We start from the raw sequence: 18291 nt of genomic DNA, 5'->3' as shown, positions 1-18291 counted from the left end.
CGACATGTTTCGATGGCAGCGATGGGCTGGTACGGCAGCCGCGATCCTGTCCCTGGCGTCGATCGGGCAGGCCGCCGCGACGACCGAGCCGGTGACGTTGCCCGGCGCGATGCGCGAGATGCTGGCCTGGCATCCAGGCATCGCCCAGGCCGCCGCGACGATCGATGCGCGCGATGCGGAGGTGGAGGTCGCGCGCGCCGGCTATCTGCCCCGGATCAGCGCCGGGGTCGGCAGCGGCTATGACAACCGGCTGGGGTCGAGCTGGCGCCCGCGCCCGCAAGTCTCGGCGTCGCAGATGCTGTTCGATTTCGGCAAGGTGTCGAGCGCGGTCGACGCGGCGCGCGCCGGCACGCGGATCGGCCGCGCCGACCTGCTGCTGGCGGTGGACGGGCTGATCCGCGACACCGGCTATGCGGTGGTCGAGCTGCAACGCAACGTCGCGCTGCGCACGGTCGCCAGCGAACAGCTGGAGCGCATCCGCGCGATCAGCGCGCTGGTCGGCAACCGCTTCGCCAAGGGGGCGACGACCCGGTCCGATGCGCTCCAGGCGCAGTCGCGGGTCGCGGCGGCGGAGGCGGCACTGGCCCGCATCGATGCCGAGGAGCGCCGCTGGGCCAGCAACCTCGCCTTCCTGCTCGGCCGCGACGCGCCGCCCGCCGCGATCGATACCGACATGCCCGACTGGCTGTCGCGCAGCTGCGACGAGACCGCGATCGACTGGGACGGGGTGCCCGCCGTGATGCGCGCCGACGCGGAGAAGTCCCAGGCGGATGCCGACCTGCGTCGCAACCGCGCCGGTCGCATGCCCACGGTCGCGCTGGCCGGCGACGCGGCGACGGACGTGACCGGCCCGCTGTCCAACCGCAGCGCCTATAGCTTTGGCCTGACCGTCACCAGCGACGTGTTCGGCGGCAATGCGGTGCGCGCCCGCGTGCGCGGGGCCAGCGCCGCCGTCAGCGCGGCCGAGGCCGGCGCGCGGCAGGCGCGGCTGGAGACGGGCCAGCGACTCGCCGAAGCACAGCAGCAGATCGTCAGCCTGTCCGCGCTGCTCGACACGCTGGCCGCGCGCCAGGGCGACATGGTGGAGACGGGCAAGCTCTATCGCCTGCAATATCTCGACATGGGCACGCGCACCCTGGTCGACCTGCTCAACGCCGAACAGGAATTGCAGCAGGCGCGCTTCGACTCGGTCAATACGATGCACGACCTGCGCCGGCTGCAACTCGACTGCCTCTATTATTCCGGCCGCTCGCGCGATGCCTTCGCGCTGACCGGCACCCGCTTTCGGGGAGTGACGCTGTGACCGCGCCCTTTCGCATCGACGACAGCCATGCCGGCCTGCACGCCTGGATCGACCTGTTCGGGCAGGTCGCGCGCCACTATCGCATCCCCCTGCCCGAACAGCGCGCCCGGCTCGCCGGCCTGTGGCACGACACGGCGGACGAGGAGACACGCATCGCCACGGTGGCGCGCGCCGCCGGCCTGTCGGTCCGCTTCGTCGCGCCTGAGGGGGCGAAGCTGTCGAGCTGGCGGCTGCCGGTGATCGTCACGCTCGCGGGCGGCGAGCTGGCGCTGGTCACCGCGATCGACGGCACGGGCGACGCGCATTTTTCGATCGCGGGCGAGGGCGGCCTGTCCAGCGCCCGACCCCTCGCCGAACTGCTCGCCGCCGCCGAGCGGATCGTCGTCCCCCGCCCCGCCCGCTCCGCGCAGGACGTGCGGGTCGACACCTATATCCGCCCCTATCGCGAACATTGGCTGCGCAGCACGCTGTTGCAGGATGCACGCGGCTATGGCCCGGTCGCGATCGCCTCGATCGTCACCAACGCCCTGGGACTGGCCGGCGTGCTCTTCTCGATGCAGGTCTATGACCGGGTGATCCCGGCGCAGTCGATCCCGACGCTGGCGATCCTGTTCCTGGGCGTGCTGCTGGCGACGGTCTTCGATTTCCTGCTGCGGCGGATGCGCGTGTCGATCACGGACATCCTGGGCAAGCGCACCGACCTGCGCCTGTCGGACCAGGTGTTCGGCCATGCGCTGCGCGTCCGCAACCGGGCGCGGCCGACCTCCACCGGCACCTTCATCGCGCAGCTTCGCGACCTGGAGCAGGTGCGCGACATGCTGACCTCCACCACCGTCGCGGCGGTGGCGGACCTGCCCTTCTTCCTGCTGTTCCTCGCCTTGCTCTGCATGATCGGCGGGGTGCTGGCGCTGGTGCCGCTGGTCGCGGTCGTGCTGCTGCTGGCGCCCAGCCTGATGGCGCAGCGCCGCCTGCGCGCCCACGCCACCGAGTCGATGCGCGAGACCTCGCTGCGCAACGCCCTGCTGGTCGAGGCGGTGCAGGGTATCGAGGATATCAAGACGCTGCAGGCCGAGGAGCGCTTCCAGCGCCAGTGGAACCATTGCAACGCGGTGGCGGGCGAGGCGCAGTTGCGCCTGCGCGGGCTGACCGCCAGCCTGTCGACCTGGGCGCAGAGCGTGCAGAACCTGGTCTATGCCGGCGTCATCCTGGTCGGTGCGCCGCTGGTCATCGCCGGCGACATCACCACCGGCGCGCTGGTCGCGACCTCGATGCTGGCCAGCCGGATGATGGCGCCGATGGGCCAGGTATCGCACCTGCTCGGCCGCTACCAACATGCCAGGGTCGCGGCGCAGAGCCTGAACCAGATCATGGCGCTGCCCGTCGACCATCCGGAGGCGGAGCATCGCATCCCCCTGCCGGTGGTGCGTGGCGGCTTCCTGCTGACAGGGGCAGCGTTCGGCTATGCCGATCCGCCCGCCCCGCCTGCCCTGTCGGTCGCGCGACTGGAGATCGCACCGGGCGAGCGGATCGCGCTGCTGGGCCGCAACGGCGCGGGCAAATCGACGCTGCTCCAGGCGCTGTCGGGCATGATGCCGCCCCAGTCGGGCGAGGTGCTGATCGACGGGCTGGCGCTCCACCAGGTCGATCCCGCCGACATCCGCCGCGACGTGGCGCTGCTGACCCAGACCAGCCGGCTGTTCCACGGCACGCTGCGCGAGAACCTGACCATGGGGGCGCCGCACGCCACCGACGCGGCGATCCTCCAGACGCTGGCGATGGTCGGCGCGACCGAGTTCGTGCGCCGGCTGCGCGAGGGACTGGATTACAGGATCCTGGAGGGCGGGCGTGGCCTGTCCGGCGGGCAGGTGCAGGCGCTGCTGCTCGCCCGGCTGCTGCTGCGCGATCCGCGCGTGCTGCTGCTCGACGAACCCACCGCGGCGATGGACGAGATGGCCGAGCGGCGCTTCATCGACGCGCTGCGCGACACCCGCCGCGACCGGACGCTCGTCATCGCCACCCACCGGATGCGCGTGCTCGATCTGGTCGATCGCGTGATCGTGATCGACGAGGGCCGCATCCTGCTCGACCAACCCAAGGCCGCCGCGCTCGACGCGATGCGGGCCGCCGCGCGGAGCACCGCCGCATGACCAGCCTGTCTCCCGCCGCCCTGTCCTTCGACGACGATAGCGGCCAGCGCCTGCTCGCCGCGCGCCGCATGACCTGGATCGTCGCGGCGCTGTTCGTCGTCGCCCTGCTCTGGGCCTGGGCCGCGACGCTGGACGAGGTGGCGACCGGCCAGGGCCGCGTCGTGCCCACCACCCACGACCAGGTGCTGCAATCGCTGGAGGGCGGCATCCTGAAGCGGATGCTGGTGCGCCAGGACGATATCGTGAAGCCCGGCCAGGTACTGGCGCAGCTCGACCCGACCCAGGCCGGATCGACCGTGGAGGAAAGCGCCGCCAAATATCGCGCCGCGCTCGCCAGCCAAGCGCGGTTGCAGGCGGAGGTGAACGGCACCGCCCTGCGCTTCCCCGCCGAACTGGACGGCTTCCCCGCGCTCAAGGCCGAGCAGCAGCGGCTGTTCGAGACGCGTCGCGCCAGCCTGGCCGCCTCGACCGGGCTGATCGACCAGTCGCTGGCGCTGATCCGGCGCGAGGAAGGGATCGGCGAGTCGCTGATCGAGGTCGGCGCGGCGAGCCAGGTCGAGGTGCTGCGGCTGAAGCGGCAGCGCGCCGACCTGGACCTGAAGAAATCCGACCTCCGCTCGCAATATCTGGTCGAGGCGCGGCAGGACCTGGCCAAGGTCAGCGAGGAGGTGGAGGCCCTGGCCCCGGTGGTGCGCGGCCGGTCCGACACGGTGCAGCGGCTGACCCTGCGCTCGCCGGTGCGCGGCGTGGTCAAGAATATCGAGGTGTCGACGGTCGGCGGCGTCATCGCGCCGGGCGGCAAGGTGATGGAGATCGTGCCGCTCGACGACCGGCTGCTGATCGAGGCGCGCATGGCACCGCGCGACATCGCCTTCATCCGGCCAGGCCAGCGCGCCAGCGTCAAGGTCACCGCCTATGACTATGCGATCTTCGGCGGGCTGGAGGGCGAGGTGAGCAGCATCTCGCCCGACACGATCCGCGACGAGGTCAATCCCGACCTCTATTATTACCGCGTGTTCGTACGGACCCGGTCGGATGCCCTGGTCAACAAGGCGGGGCGGCGTTTTCCGATCGTGCCGGGCATGATCGCGACGGTCGACGTCCACACCGGCACCAAGACGGTGCTGCAATATCTGCTCAAACCGCTGAACCGCGCGCGGGAAGCGATGCGCGAACGATGAACCCAGTAAGCCATTGAGATACAATCAATGTGGATGCGATAGATTAGCCCCGGGTAAGGTTTCGGAAAGCATTTTTCGACAAAAAATCTTTAACGCAACCAAGACTTTAGGGTCGATTACCATGTCCACTCCGCTGACGGCCGATGCCTTGGCACGGCTCGGCACCCCCTCTACCGGCACGCCGCGCACGCTGCTCGACATGGCGCGCCAGACACAGGCGATGCGCACCACCGTCGCGGCCTTTTTCCCGCGCGACATCTTCCGCGATTCCGCCTGGGACATGATGCTGGCGATGTTCGTCGCGGGCGAGGAAGGCCGGATCCTGTGCGTCAAGCAGGTCATCCTGGTCTCCGGCGAGACCTCGACCAGCGCCCTGCGCCGGATCGACCGGCTGGCGGCCGCCGGGCTGATGGCGCGGCGGGTCGATCCGTCCGATCATCGCCGCGTGTCGGTGACGCTGACGGTCAGGGGGCATGACGCGATGGCGGCGATGCTGCGCAGCCTGTTCGTCATCGGCGACCGGCCGGGCCGGGCCGGCGCATCGCCCCAGGGCTTCCTGCCTGCCCATCTGGCCGGCCTGCGCGACTGAGAGGCGGTCAGGCGCTCTGCCGCAGCCAGTCATATCCGGGCAGCGACACGATGGTGGACCCCGGGATCGACGCCGGGGCCGAGCCCGGACCGAAACCCGGGCCGGTCGTGCCCTCCGCCGGCTGGGACTTGCGCTCCGCCTTGCGCAGGCGCAGCGCGTCGTCGGCCTGCTGGAGCAGCGCGTCGAGCAGCGGCTCGGCCGTATCGTCCAGGCACCAGCCGACGCTGGCGCCGATCACGATCTCGCGTCCGTCGAGCGCATAGGGTTCGGCCAGGTCGCGCTCGAGCCGGCGCGCCATCGCCGCCACCTCCTCCTCGTCGCGCACCGCCGTCTGCACGACGACGAACTCGTCGCCGCCCAGCCGCGCGGCGATGTCGTCGCCCCGGATATGGTCGCGCAGCCGCCCCGCCACCGCGCGCAGCAGCGCGTCGCCCGTCGGATGGCCGAGCCGATCGTTGACCGGCTTGAAATCGTCCAGGTCGAGATAATGGATCGCCACCCGCTTGGTCCGGAAACCCTCGGTGCAGAGCCGATCGAACCGCTCCGCCAGTTCCAGCCGATTGGCCAGCCCGGTCAGATGGTCGCGCCGGGCAAGCGCGGCGAAGCCGTGGCGCTTTGCGGTCGACATCGCTTCGGTCCGATAGCGGCGCAGCAGGCTGCGCATCCCGCCCGCCAAGAAGCCGGCGAGCGCGATCGCCGAGGCGATATAGGCCGGATCGCTCTGGAAGAGCAGCACCGCGACGGGCGGCAGCACTGCGACCAGCAGGCTGGCGACCGCGATGCGGGGGCGCAGCGCCGTGCCCGCCGCGGCGCCGGCGGCATAGCCGACGACCAGGATGCCCGCCAGCGTGTGGAGCGCGGCGTCGGGCAATTGCATCGTGCGTGCCACGAACAGCCCCAGGATGATCGCGAAGACGACATAGCTGATCGCGAAGCGCCGCTCGATCACCACCGCCGCCGCATGGTCGATCGCGCCGGCATCGTGGCGCATCCGGCCGCTGAATAGCAGGGTGATGCGGACCAGGCTGGACAGCACGCCCCCCGCCATCAGGATCGCCGCCACCGGGTCCTGGGTCCGCTCCACCACCAGCATCCCGGCCATCAGGAACAACAGGCTCATGATGACGGTCGGCACGCGGGTAGCGAACAGGCTCGACACCAATTCGACATAGGTGGCATCCGGCAGGCGGCCGGACGCGATGGCGGACATTTCGTGGGGCACCGCCGGACGCTACGCTCCAATCGTAAACGATCGGTAACGAATCACCATTATTGATCTGGGGCAAGGTCGATTTGCCTATCGGGACTCCCGCCAGGCCGGCGCGAGTCCCGGTCCACCGCCTACCAGTTCACGCCGACCCGCGCGTAGAGATAGCGGCCGTTGAAGCCGAAGGGCGAGTAATAGGGAAAGCCCAGCGTGCCGGTCGAATTGTTCGCGGCGATCGTCCGGTCGGGATAGACGTCGAACAGGTTGCTGACGCCCAGACCGATCTGCGCGCCCCTGGGGGCGGCGTAGCGCAGTTCGAGATCGGTGATCGCGTGGCGGCCGGTATGGACGTCGGCGGCGGGGGTCGTGCCGGGCTGGTTGACGTCGCCATAATAGGTGACGCGCGCCAGCGCACCCAGCCGCTCCAGCGACCAGTCGACCGTGCCGGTCACCTTCTGCTGCGGCGTGCCGTCCTCCAGCGTCAGGATGCGGCTGCGCGCGAACAGCGTCGGCGCGGGGTCGAGCGTCGCGGTGGAGGTGGGCACCCGCGTGACCTTCACGTCGTTGATATTGCCCGCCAGCGTGAAGTCGAACGCGCCCGCTTCCTGGGTCCGCCAGCGATAATGCGCGACCAGGTCGATGCCCTTGGTCGTCGTCGCCAGCCCGTTGAGGAAGAAGCGCGCGGCGCTGGCCCCCGTATTGGTGGCGGCGAGCAGCTGCGCGATCTGCGCGTTCACCGCCGCGGTCGAGCCGGTGGCGGAGATATTCTCCGACAGGCCGATCTGGTTGCGGATATGGATGCGATAGGCGTCCACGGTCAGGTCGAACCCGCCGAAGCGGATCACCGTGCCCGCCGACAGGTTGGTCGACTTCTCCGGCTCCAGCGCCAGGCCGCCCAGCGCCGTGCCGACCGTGCTGGTCGACGGGAAGGTGCCGGTCAGCACCGGAACGCCATTGGTCACGACCGACGCGATCTGCGTGAAATATTGCTGCTGGAGCGACGGCGCGCGGAAGCCGGTGGAGGCGGTGCCGCGCAGCGCGATCCAGTCCGCAAGGTCGTAGCGGGCGGAGAATTTGCCGGTCGCGGTGGTGCCGAAGTCGGAATAATCCTCGGCCCGCCCCGCCAGGCCGAGCAGCAGCTTGTCCGTCACCTGCGCCTCGACGTCGACATAGATGCTGCCGTTGCGGCGGCTGCGCTTGGTCTCGTTGAGCGGCGAGAATCCGCCGAACCCCTGTGCGCCCGGCGCCACGGTCGTGCCCGCCGGGATGCCGGTGACGGCGCCGGCCGGCGCATAGCCGTAAGACGCCGGCTCGCCCGCGCTGATCTTGTACCCCTCGCGCCGTCCTTCGATGCCGAAGGCGAGATTGAGCGACTGGAACACGTCGAACTTGCGAGTCACGTCCAGCCCGGCGACATATTGGTCATAGGCGACCGAGCCGGCGCGGAAGTCGCGCGGGGTGGCCGTGCCATAGGCATAGTTGGCGGAGTCGAGCGTGCGGAAGTCGACCGTGTTGCGGCCGTAGCTGAACGACAGGTCGACGTTGAAGCCGCCCAGGTCGCCCCGCAGGCCGGCGGCCGAGTTGATGTCCTTCGACCGGGTGTTGATGATCGGCAGGAATCCGTCGGGCAGCCCGGCGCGGTCGAGCAAAGCGGCCGAGGCGGCGGTGCGGATGCGCGGGAAGGCAGCGCCCCGACTGTCACGATCCTGGTAACCGCCGAACGCGTAGAGGCTGATATTGTCGGTTAGCGAGGTGCCGGCATTGACATAGCCGGTATATTGCTCGGTCTCGGGATCGCCATAGCGGCCGGTGACGCGACGCGGGGTGACGCGCGTGTCGAGATCCGCCCGGTTGGTCGGCTGGCGCTTCAGATACTCGCCCGAAATCGTCAGGAAGCCGTCGTCGCCGAAACCGATGCCCTGCCACGCCGAAACGGTGACGGTCGGCTCGCCGGTGACGTGGCGGCGGTTGTTCGCCGTGTCGACCTGCGTGTCGTAGAAGCCGTAGACGACCTGCGCGCCGCCGCCCGAGCGCGCCTCGCGCAGCCGCAGGTTGACGACGCCGGCGATCGCGTCGGAGCCATATTGCGCCGAAGCGCCGTCGCGCAGCACCTCGATCCGGTCGAGCGCGACCGTGGGGATGGTGTTGAGGTCGACCGCCGCCGAACCGCGCCCGACCGTGCCGTTGGTGTTGAGATTGGCGGAGGTATGGCCGCGAATCCCGTTGATGAGGACCAGCGTCTGGTCGGGGGCCAGGCCGCGCAGCGTGGCGGGACGGATCGCGTCGGTCGCGTCATTGGCGGAGGGACGCGGGAAATCGATCGACGGCGCGATGGCCGACAGCGCCGCGCCCAATTCGGTCGTGCCCTGGCGTTGCAGGCTCGCACCGCTCAGCACGTCGACCGGCGACACGCTGTCCAGCCGGCTGCGCCCCTCGACGCGGGTGCCGGTGACGATGATGTCGCCGCCCTCGTCGCTGGCGGTCGCGGCATCGGCGACGGGCGCGGTCTGGGCCAGCTCGGTCGGGGCCTGCGCCGTCGGGACGGTAGGCGTCTGCGCGGCGGGCGCAAACGTCGCCGCGGTGCTGAGCAGAAGCTCGCTGATCATCGGGATTCCCTTTGGCTTATTGGCGTTGCCACCGCCAAATCCTGGCAGGCAGGCTGTCCTTCTAGCGTGCCAAGTCCCGGCCCGCCGCCAAGAAAAACTTGAAGCCGCGAAGGCAGACCCTGCCGCCCCAAAATGGAACCGGTGCCCGGACCTCGCGCAAATGGCGCTTGCGAACCGATCACCGGCATATAGGAACGGCGGCGTGACCGGCCTCCACCATCCCTTGCCCGACGTGCTTCGCGACGTGACCGAAGCATGCGAAGACACCGCCGTTATCCGTGCCGCGGCGCTGGCCCGTTACAGGATAATGGACAGCGCGCGCGAGGCGGTGTTCGACGAGATCGCCGGGCTGGCCGCCTCCGTGTGCGACGCCCCGATCGCCGTCATCAACTTCGTCGACCGCGATCGGCAATTCTTCAAGGCGGAGGTCGGGCTGGGTGTGGACGGCACGCCGCTCGAAACCTCGCTCTGCGCCCATGCCCTGCTGGAGGAGGAATTCCTGCTGGTGCCCGACACCACGCGGGACGCGCGCTTCGCCTGCAACCCGCTCGTCACCGGCGCGCCGCACCTGCGATTCTATGCCGGCGCCCTGCTGCGAACGCCGGAGGGCGTGGCGATCGGGACGATGTGCGTGCTCGACCATCGCCCGCGCAGCCTGACCGACCTGCAGATCCGCACGCTGCGGGTACTGGCGCAGCATGTGATGGCGCAGCTGGAACGCGGTCTCGCCTGCCACAAGGCGACGCTCGCCGAGGCGCGGCAGCGCGCGATCGTCGACAATGCGGTCGACTTGGCGATCGTCACCATCGATCGCGACGGCATGGTGATGGAATGGGGTGCCGGCGCGGACCATGTGTTCGGCTGGCGCGAGGCGGAGGCGATCGGCCGCCATGCCGGCTTCCTCTTCACGCCCGAGGATCGCGCGGTGGGCCGGTTGCACCAGGACATGGTGGAGGCGGATCGCAATGGCCGCGCGCTCGCCGATCGCTGGCATCTGGCGCGGAACGGCCGCCGCCTGTGGTCCAGTGTCGAGCTGACCCCGCTGGCGGGCCGCGACGGGCAGCAACTCGGCTATGTCCTGGTGCTGCGCGACCGGAGCGAACAGCACCGCGTCGACACCGCGCTGAAGGCCGCCGAACAGGGTCTGCGCTGGGCGCAGCAGGCGGGGCGGCTGGGCCTGTTCCAAGTCGGCGAGGATGCGATCCTCCACGCCACGCCGGAATTCTGCCGGCTGTTCGGCCTGGCCTCGGCCACGACGCTGCCCGCCGCGACGATCACGTCGCTGATCCTGCCCGAGGACCGCGCCACGGCCGCGCCGCTCTGGACCGTCCCGGGCAGCGCGGGAAATCCTGCCCAGCAGGAGGTGGAGTATCGCATCCGTCGCGCCGAGGACGGCGCGGTGCGGTGGATCGCGCATCGGGGCGAGCGGATGCACGACGCCGAGACCGACAGCGACCGCATCGCCGGCGTGGTGCAGGACGTGACCGAGCGACGCGCGGCGGCGGACACGCTCGCCCGAAGCGAGCAGCGCTATCGCGCGCTGTTCGAGGCGATCGACGACGGCTTCTGCATCATCGAATTCTTCGACGGCCCGCATGGTCCCTCAAGCGACTATGTGCATGTCGAGGCGAATGCCGGCTATGAACGTCATTCGGGCATCGCCGGCATCGTCGGCCGCACCCTGCGCGACCTGGCGCCCGATCAGGCCGACGACTGGATCGCGCTCTATGGCGAGGTGCTGCGCACCGGCGAGCCGATCCGCTTCGAACGCTATTTCGAACAGGCCGGCCGGCATGTCGAGGTGTCGGCGGCACGGGTCGAGCCGGCCAGCCGCCGCCAAGTATTGGTCATGTTCCGCGACATCGAGGCGCGCAGGGTGGCGGAGGTGGCGCTCCGGGCGAGCGAGGCGCTGGCGCAGGAGAATATCGAGCGGGTCCAGCTCGCCCTGTCGGCCGGCGCGATCATCGGCACCTGGTTCTGGCACCTGCCGACCGACCGGTTTACGGTCGACAAGGCCTTCGCCATCGCCTTCGGCCTGGACCCGGCGCTTGGTCGCGAGGGGTTGAGCCTGGCGCAGGTCGTCGAGACCGTCCATCCGGACGATCAGGCCGGGCTGGCGGAGGCGATCAACGCCGCCATCGCGCGGGGCGGCCCCTATGCGCATCAATATCGCGTCCGCCGCGCCGACGGCCGTTACTATTGGATCGAGGCGAACGGCCGGGTCGACCATGGTGCGGATGGCACGCCGCTTTTCTTCCCCGGCGTGCTGCTCGATGTCGAGGAACGGCGCGCGGTCGAGAAGGAGCTGGATCGCACCACGGCGGCGCTGCGCGCCCTGACCGAAACGCTGGAACAGCGCGTCGCCGAGCGTGGCGCCGAGCTGATGAAGACCGAGGAGCAGCTTCGCCAGGCGCAGAAGATGGAGGCGGTCGGCCAGCTGACCGGCGGGCTGGCGCATGACTTCAACAATCTCCTCGCCGGCATGTCGGGCGCACTGGAGATGATCGGCACCCGGCTCGGCCAGGGGCGGCTGGGCGATGTCGATCGCTATCTGATCGCCGCGCAAGGCGCGGTGAAGCGGGCCGCCGCCCTCACCCACCGGCTGCTCGCCTTTTCGCGCCGCCAGACGCTCGATCCCAAGCCGACCGACGTCAACACGCTGATCTCCGGCATGGTGGAGCTGATCCAGCGCACCGTCGGCCCCGCCATCATGCTGGAAACCGGCCAGACGGCCGGATTGTGGACCACGCTGGTCGATGCCGGGCAGCTGGAGAATGCGCTGCTCAACCTGTGCATCAACGCACGCGACGCGATGCCGGACGGCGGCCGGATCCGGATCGAGACAGCGAACACCTGGCTCGACCGCGAAACCGCCCGCACCCATGACATGCCGGAGGGCCCCTATCTGTCCCTGTCCGTCACCGACAGCGGCACCGGCATGAGCCCGGAGGTGATCGAGCGCGTGTTCGAGCCCTTCTTCACCACCAAGCCGATCGGCCAGGGCACGGGGCTGGGCCTGTCGATGATCTATGGCTTCGCCAAACAGTCGGGCGGGCAGGTGCGCATCCAGTCGGAAGCCGGCATCGGCACCGTCGTCCGCCTCTATCTGCCACGCTATGACGGCGAGTTGATGCCGGAGGCGGAGAATGACGACGCGCGGATACGCAACCGGACGGGCGACGGCGAAACGATCCTGGTGGTCGACGACGAACCGACCGTGCGGCTGCTGCTCGCCGATGTCCTGGAGGATCTCGGTTACGGCGTGGTCGAGGCGGCGGACGGCATGTCCGGCCTGCGCCTGCTCCAGTCGGACATGCGGATCGACCTGCTGATCAGCGATATCGGCCTGCCGGGCGGGATGAACGGCCGCCAGATGGCGGAGGCGGCACAAGCACATCGGGCGGGGCTGCCGACCCTGTTCATCACCGGCTATGCCGAGAATTCGGTGATCGGCAGCGGCCTGCGCGCACCGGGCATCGAGGTGATGACCAAGCCGTTCGCGATCGACAAGCTGGTGGCCCGGGTCGCCGAACTGATCGCGCAGGGTCGGGGTGCCGCCTGATCGCGGTGGTCAGCGCTCCGGCTTGGCGGCGGCCGGCGGCGACGCATCGGGCCCGCCGATCGCATCGAGGCGCTCGATCAGGTCCGCGAAACTGTCATCCTGCTCCACCGGGAACACGCGTTTGAATCCGCTGCCGAGCACGTCCAGGTCGCGCTGGGTCAACAATCCGATCGCGACGATCTTTTCCACCACTGGCTGCTCCTTTCAGGGCGACAAACCGACAGCGGGGCGAAAGGTGCCGCGCTTTGTGACGGCGTGGTGAAGCGGATGGCGCGCCGGGGTTTACCGGAGGCCGAGACGGGCGCTAGGACCGATCGCCATCGGGCGTGATCGGGGAGGAACGGATGACCGGACGGCGGATCGGATGGACGGGCGCGATGGCCTCGACCGCGCTCTTGCTGGCGAGCTGCGCGCACCGCCGCGCGGCGGAGCCGGTCCCGCCGCCGCCCGTGGCCGAGCCGACCCCCGCCCCCACCCCCGTGGCACCGCTGCCGGAGACGATCAACAGCCATCTCGGCGAGCAGGAGGCGCTGTGGCATGTCCGCGCCGCGCTCAACGTCGCCGCGCTCAGCTGCGGGCGGACCGCCGCCGGCGCGACGCTGACGCCCGACTATAACCGCCTGCTGCTCCAGCGGAAGACGGTGCTCGCCGCCGCCTATCGCGACGAACAGCAGCGGTTCGACGCGGCGCCCGGCGGGCTCGACCATCACATGACCCTGCTCTACAATTATTTCGCCAAGCCGGGCACGCAGGCCAATTTCTGCCCCATGGCGGCGGCGGTCGCGACCGAGATGACGGCGCTGCCTGCCGATGCGCTGGCGGCGGCGGCCGGACCCGCATTGGCGCGGCTGGAGGCGGCGCTGCTCGCCCCGCCGCCGCCGGCCGTGCGCATGGCCGCCGCACCAGTCGCCGCCGAAGCCCTGCCGGCCGGCGACTGGCGAATCCAGATCGGCGCGTTCACCGGCCGCACCCGGGCGGAGGCGGCCTGGGCGCTGGCGCGGGACCGCGTGCCGTCGCTGGGCAAGTTCCAGCCGCGCTTCGATCCCGTTCCGAACAGCCCGCTGGTGCGCGTCCAGATCGGACCGGCGGCGGACCGCGCGGGCGCGGTGGCGCTGTGCGCGGCGGCGGCGGCCGGCGGCTTCGACTGCCTGCCGCTCGCCGCCCCACGCCCGGCCAGGCCCTGATCAGCCGGCGGCCAGCACCGCCTCCACCTCCGCGACGCTGAGGCCGAACGCGCCGGCCAGGCCGGTGACCGACGCGCCGCGCTTGGCAAGGGCGCGGATGCGATCCTCGTCGACGACGGTGCGATAACTACGCGTGTCGCGTTCCTCGGTCGGCATCCCCGTGCGCGCGATCGCCCCGGTCGAGCGGCGACGGCGCGGCGCGGCCGGCTCCTCCTCCGCGACGGTCGCCGCCGCCTCGCGCCGGACGGCCGCGCGCGCCTCCTCCTCGACCCGGCGGGCGGTGCGCGCCGCCTCGCGCGCCTGCGATGCGGCGTCGCGGGCGGCGGCCCGCGCCTCGATCCGCGCATCGGCGGAGGCCGCACGCTCCAGCGCCCGGCGTTCGCGATCGGCGGCGCGCGCCGCTTCGCGATCGTTCGCCCGCACCCGCAGGGCCGCCGGTTTCCTTCCCCAACTGTCGTCCATCATTCCTCTTCCATCACACCGTTCCGCAACGGGGCTGACATCCGCCGCCGGGCGGCGTACAGGGCGGCGCTTATGTCCCGCAACTCGAACCGCACCAAGGCCCGCGCCGCCGCGCGTCTCGCCGCCGTCCAGGCGCTCTATCAGCTTGAGATGGAGGGCACGGCGATTCCCGTGCTGCTGCACGAATTCCACCAGCACCGCCTGGGCGCGGTGATCGAGGATGTGGAATATGCCGATGCCGAGGTCGATTTCTTCGACGACCTGGTCAAGGGCGCCCAGGCGCGCGCCGGCGAGATCGACCGGCTGATCGAGGCGAAGCTGGCCAGCGGCTGGACACTGGCGCGACTCGACAAGCCGATGAAGGCGATCCTGCGCGCCGGGACCTATGAACTGCTCGCGCGCAAGGACGTGCCGACCGGCGCCGTCATCAGCGAATATGTCGATGTCGCCCACGCCTTCTACGAGCGGCGCGAGGCCGGCTTCGTCAACGGCCTGCTCGACGCCATCGCCAAGTCGGGCCCGCGCGCCTGATCCATGGCGGAGGTCGTCAACCTGAACCGCGCGCGCAAGGCGAAGGCCAGGGCGGCGGCACAGGCGACGGCCGCCGCCAACCGCGTCGCCTTCGGCCGCACCGGCGCGGAGAAGCGCGCGGCCAAGGCCGAGGCGGAGCGCCAGGTCCGGGCTCTCGACGGCGCGAAGCTGGACGATTGAGCCGCCCCCTGCCCTGCCCGCGATGACGGAGGCCGAGTTCCTCGCCGGCCTGCGTGCGCTGCCGCTGCACCCCGGCGCGCGCGACCTGCGCGACGATGCCGCGACGTTGGGCGACCTGGTGCTGACCACCGACACGCTGGTCGAGGGGGTGCATTTCCTCGGCACCGACCCGGCCGGGGACGTGGCGTGGAAGCTGCTGGCGGTGAACCTGTCCGACCTGGCCGCCAAGGGGGCGGTGCCGGAGGGGGTGCTGCTCAACCTGCCGCTGGGCGGGGATGGCTGGGACCGGGCGTTCCTCGCCGGGCTGGCGGCGGCGCTGGCGACGTTCGACACGCGCCTGATCGGCGGCGACACGGTGTCGCTGCCCGACGGCGCGCCGCGCGTCCTGACCTGCACCGCGATCGGCCGCAGCGGGCGCCCCCCGACGCGGAGCGGCGCGCGGCCGGGCGACCGCCTGTGGGTGACGGGCACGATCGGCGATGCCGGCCCCGGCCTGGCGGCGGCGCGGGGGGAGATCGACAGCCCGGCCTTGCGCGACGCCTATCGCCGGCCCCGCCCCCGGCTGGCGGAGGGACGCGCGCTCGGGCCCCTGGTGACGGCGATGGCGGACGTGTCGGACGGGCTGCTGATCGACGCGGCGCGCATGGCGGCGGCGAGCGGCCTTGCCGTCACGGTTCGATTGGAGGCGGTGCCGCTGTCCGCCGCCTATGGTGCCGTGCGCGGTACGGATCGCGCGGCGCGATTGGCGGCGGTGACGGCGGGGGACGATTACCAACTGCTCTTCGCCCTCCCCGCAGCGATGGAGCCGCCGGTGGCCGCGACCTGTGTCGGCGCGTTCGCGATCGGCGCGGGCCTGACGCTGACCGACGGTGGCGAGTCGCTGCCCCTGCCGGATCGATTGGGCTGGGAGCATGATGGCGGGGCCACTCCGGCGCATTGAGGTCACACGGAGGCGCGGCGCGCTTTTCCTATGATCCCGAAGACGATTGCCGGACTTCCGCGCGCGTAGCTCGGGCTCCTGCCTTCGCAGCAGCACGGACGATATTTCGCAACCTCCCCCTGTCGCGGGACCGGCACAGCATGGTTGCACCCCGCGCCAATCGGCGTAGCTTCGCCGGCGACGGGCGGCCCATGGCGGCGCGCCCGCGATCAGGAGGGACGAGTATGACGGCAGTCTATCTCGCCATGATCTGCGGCGGGATCGCCGTGCTTTATGGCATCGTCACCAGCGGGCAAGTGCTTCGCCAATCGCCGGGCGACGCCCGGATGCAGGACATCGCCGGCGCCATCCAGGAAGGCGCCAAGGCCTATCTGGGCCGCCAATACACCACCATCGCCGTGGTCGGGATCGTCGTCGCCATCGTCCTGGCGGTGACGCTGGGCTGGCTGTCGACCCTGGGCTTCGCGATCGGCGCGATCCTGTCGGGGGTTGCCGGCTATGTCGGCATGACCATTTCGGTGCGCGCCAATGTCCGCACGGCGGAGGCCGCCCGCACCTCGCTCCAGGCGGGTCTGACCACCGCCTTCCGCTCGGGCGCGGTGACGGGGATGCTGGTGGCGGGGCTGGGCCTGCTCGCGATCGCCGTCTTCTTCTGGTATCTGGTCGGTCCCGCCGGCCATGCCCCCAATGACCGCATCATCGTCGAGGCGCTGACCGCGCTGGCCTTCGGCGCGTCGCTCATCTCGATCTTCGCGCGGCTGGGCGGCGGCATCTTCACCAAGGCGGCCGATGTCGGCGCGGATCTGGTCGGCAAGGTCGAGGCCGGCATCCCGGAGGACGATCCCCGCAACCCGGCGGTGATCGCGGACAATGTCGGCGACAATGTCGGCGATTGCGCCGGCATGGCCGCCGATCTGTTCGAGACCTATGTGGTGACGCTGGGCGTGACGATGATCTCGATCGCGCTGTTGGTCCGCGCCGATGCGGGCGAGTTGCTGCGGCTGATGAGCCTGCCGCTGATCGTCGGCGGCGTGTGCATCCTGACCAGCATCATCGGCACCTATATGGTGCGGCTCGGCCGGAACGGCTCGATCATGGGCGCGCTCTACAAGGGCTTCTGGACCTCGGCGCTGCTCGCGGTTCCGGCGATCTTCGCCGCCGCCCATTATACGCTGGGCGACCTGCACGCGGTGATCGGCAATGCCGGCTTCCTCGACGCGGTCAGCGACGACCTGACGCAAGGGGGCGCCGCCGCGGCGACCGGGCCGGGCTTCACCGGCATGGACCTGATCTGGTGCATGGTGATCGGGCTGGCGGTCACCGGACTGATCGTGTGGATCACCGAATATTATACGGGCACCGCCTATCGCCCGGTCCGCTCGATCGCGCGCGCCAGCGAGACGGGGCACGGCACCAACGTGATCCAGGGCCTGGCGATCAGCCTGGAGGCGACGGCGCTGCCGACGCTGGTGATCGTCGTCGCGGTGGTCGCCACCTATCAGCTCGCCGGCGTGATCGGCATCGCCTTCGCCGCGACCGCGATGCTGGCGCTGGCGGGCATGGTCGTCGCGCTCGACGCCTATGGCCCGGTCACCGACAATGCCGGCGGCATCGCCGAGATGGCCGCGCTGCCCGACGAGGTGCGCCAGCGCACCGACGCGCTGGATGCGGTCGGCAACACCACCAAGGCGGTGACCAAGGGCTATGCGATCGGCTCGGCCGGGCTGGCCGCGCTGGTGCTGTTCGGCGCCTATACCACCGACCTGTCGACCTATTTCCCGGAGGTGGAGGTCGATTTCAGCCTGTCCAACCCCTATGTCATCGTCGGCCTGCTGCTCGGTGCGCTGCTGCCCTATCTGTTCGGCGCGTTCGGGATGACGGCGGTCGGGCGCGCCGCGGGCGCGGTGGTGGAGGAGGTGCGCGGCCAGTTCCGCGACGATCCCGGCATCATGCTGGGCACCAGCCGGCCGCAATATGGCCGCACCGTCGACCTCGTCACCCGCGCCGCGATCCGCGAGATGATCGTGCCCTCGCTGCTGCCGGTGCTGTCGCCGATCGCGGTCTATTTCATCGTGTCGCTGGTGGCGGGCCAGGCCAATGGCTTCGCCGCGCTGGGGGCGATGCTGCTGGGCGTGATCGTGTCGGGGCTGTTCGTCGCGCTGTCGATGACCTCGGGCGGCGGGGCCTGGGACAATGCCAAGAAATATATCGAGGACGGCCATCATGGCGGCAAGGGATCGGAGGCGCACAAGGCGGCGGTGACCGGCGACACGGTCGGCGACCCGTACAAGGATACCGCCGGTCCCGCGGTCAACCCGATGATCAAGATCACCAATATCGTCGCGCTGCTGCTGCTGGCGGTACTGGCGACGCGGGGCGGATGACCAATACCTCCATTA

Annotated in this window: 14 protein-coding genes; 10 read left to right on the top strand and 4 right to left on the bottom strand. The window is 70.4% G+C overall.

Annotation, left to right across the window (positions count from 1 at the left end):
- Nucleotides 1-4: 4 nt before the first annotated feature.
- The 4 genes from BRX43_RS00155 (at nt 5) to BRX43_RS00140 (ending at nt 5220) form a co-directional block, all read left to right on the top strand.
- The gene (locus BRX43_RS00155; RefSeq protein ID WP_125992801.1) at nt 5-1303 is read left to right on the top strand and encodes a TolC family protein; all 1299 of its coding nucleotides are present in this window, start codon (nt 5-7) and stop codon (nt 1301-1303) included.
- A complete protein-coding gene (locus tag BRX43_RS00150) occupies nt 1300-3450 on the top strand; it encodes a type I secretion system permease/ATPase (RefSeq protein ID WP_125992800.1) in 2151 nt (716 codons plus the stop codon). Before BRX43_RS00155 ends, BRX43_RS00150 begins: the two co-directional genes overlap by 4 nt.
- Entirely contained in the window at nt 3447-4631 is a 1185-nt protein-coding gene (locus BRX43_RS00145; protein WP_125992799.1) for an HlyD family type I secretion periplasmic adaptor subunit, read from the top strand. The genes BRX43_RS00150 and BRX43_RS00145 overlap by 4 nt, the downstream gene beginning before the upstream one ends.
- A 121-nt stretch (nt 4632-4752) precedes the next feature.
- Complete coding sequence (locus BRX43_RS00140) at nt 4753-5220, top strand: MarR family transcriptional regulator (protein ID WP_125992798.1); 468 nt, start codon at nt 4753-4755, stop codon at nt 5218-5220.
- A 7-nt stretch (nt 5221-5227) separates the two neighbouring features.
- Here BRX43_RS00140 and BRX43_RS21110 read toward each other — a convergent pair whose 3' ends face one another.
- Together BRX43_RS21110 and BRX43_RS00130 are read right to left on the bottom strand one after the other, a co-directional pair.
- Nucleotides 5228-6430 carry a GGDEF domain-containing protein gene (locus BRX43_RS21110; protein ID WP_164523478.1) on the bottom strand — a complete coding sequence of 401 codons (1203 nt, stop codon included), beginning with the start codon at nt 6428-6430 and terminating at the stop codon, nt 5228-5230.
- 131 nt (nt 6431-6561) lie between these two features.
- The gene (locus tag BRX43_RS00130) at nt 6562-9033 is read right to left on the bottom strand and encodes a TonB-dependent receptor (protein WP_125992796.1); all 2472 of its coding nucleotides are present in this window, start codon (nt 9031-9033) and stop codon (nt 6562-6564) included.
- 202 nt (nt 9034-9235) lie between these two features.
- Between BRX43_RS00130 and BRX43_RS00125 the strand changes: the two genes are divergently transcribed.
- Nucleotides 9236-12595: a PAS domain S-box protein gene (locus BRX43_RS00125; RefSeq protein ID WP_241214681.1), complete on the top strand. Its 3360-nt coding sequence runs from the start codon at nt 9236-9238 to the stop codon at nt 12593-12595.
- A 9-nt stretch (nt 12596-12604) separates the two neighbouring features.
- On the opposite strand, the gene BRX43_RS00120 is transcribed toward BRX43_RS00125, so the two are convergent.
- Nucleotides 12605-12784, bottom strand: a complete 180-nt coding sequence (locus BRX43_RS00120; protein WP_241214680.1) for a hypothetical protein — start codon at nt 12782-12784, stop codon at nt 12605-12607.
- Nucleotides 12785-12921: 137 nt separating this feature from the next.
- Here BRX43_RS00120 and BRX43_RS00115 point away from each other — a divergent pair, with 137 nt between their 5' ends.
- A complete protein-coding gene (locus BRX43_RS00115) occupies nt 12922-13779 on the top strand; it encodes an SPOR domain-containing protein (protein WP_241214679.1) in 858 nt (285 codons plus the stop codon).
- Here BRX43_RS00115 and BRX43_RS00110 read toward each other — a convergent pair whose 3' ends face one another.
- Entirely contained in the window at nt 13780-14241 is a 462-nt protein-coding gene (locus tag BRX43_RS00110) for a hypothetical protein (protein WP_241214678.1), read from the bottom strand.
- Between the two features lie 72 nt (nt 14242-14313).
- Between BRX43_RS00110 and nusB the strand changes: the two genes are divergently transcribed.
- From nusB to BRX43_RS00090, 4 genes are all read left to right on the top strand, one after another.
- Nucleotides 14314-14772 carry a transcription antitermination factor NusB gene (nusB, locus tag BRX43_RS00105; RefSeq protein WP_125992793.1) on the top strand — a complete coding sequence of 153 codons (459 nt, stop codon included), beginning with the start codon at nt 14314-14316 and terminating at the stop codon, nt 14770-14772.
- 3 nt (nt 14773-14775) lie between these two features.
- Complete coding sequence (locus BRX43_RS00100; protein ID WP_125992792.1) at nt 14776-14952, top strand: DUF4169 family protein; 177 nt, start codon at nt 14776-14778, stop codon at nt 14950-14952.
- Between the two features lie 22 nt (nt 14953-14974).
- Nucleotides 14975-15892, top strand: a complete 918-nt coding sequence (gene thiL / locus BRX43_RS00095; RefSeq protein WP_125992791.1) for a thiamine-phosphate kinase — start codon at nt 14975-14977, stop codon at nt 15890-15892.
- A gap of 224 nt (nt 15893-16116) precedes the next feature.
- Nucleotides 16117-18276: a sodium-translocating pyrophosphatase gene (locus BRX43_RS00090; RefSeq protein ID WP_125992790.1), complete on the top strand. Its 2160-nt coding sequence runs from the start codon at nt 16117-16119 to the stop codon at nt 18274-18276.
- Nucleotides 18277-18291: the final 15 nt, after the last annotated feature.

Origin of the sequence: Sphingomonas sp. S-NIH.Pt15_0812 (assembly GCF_003951315.1) — a bacterium.
GTDB lineage: Bacteria > Pseudomonadota > Alphaproteobacteria > Sphingomonadales > Sphingomonadaceae > Sphingomonas.
This window is presented reverse-complemented; position numbering and strand designations above follow the sequence as displayed.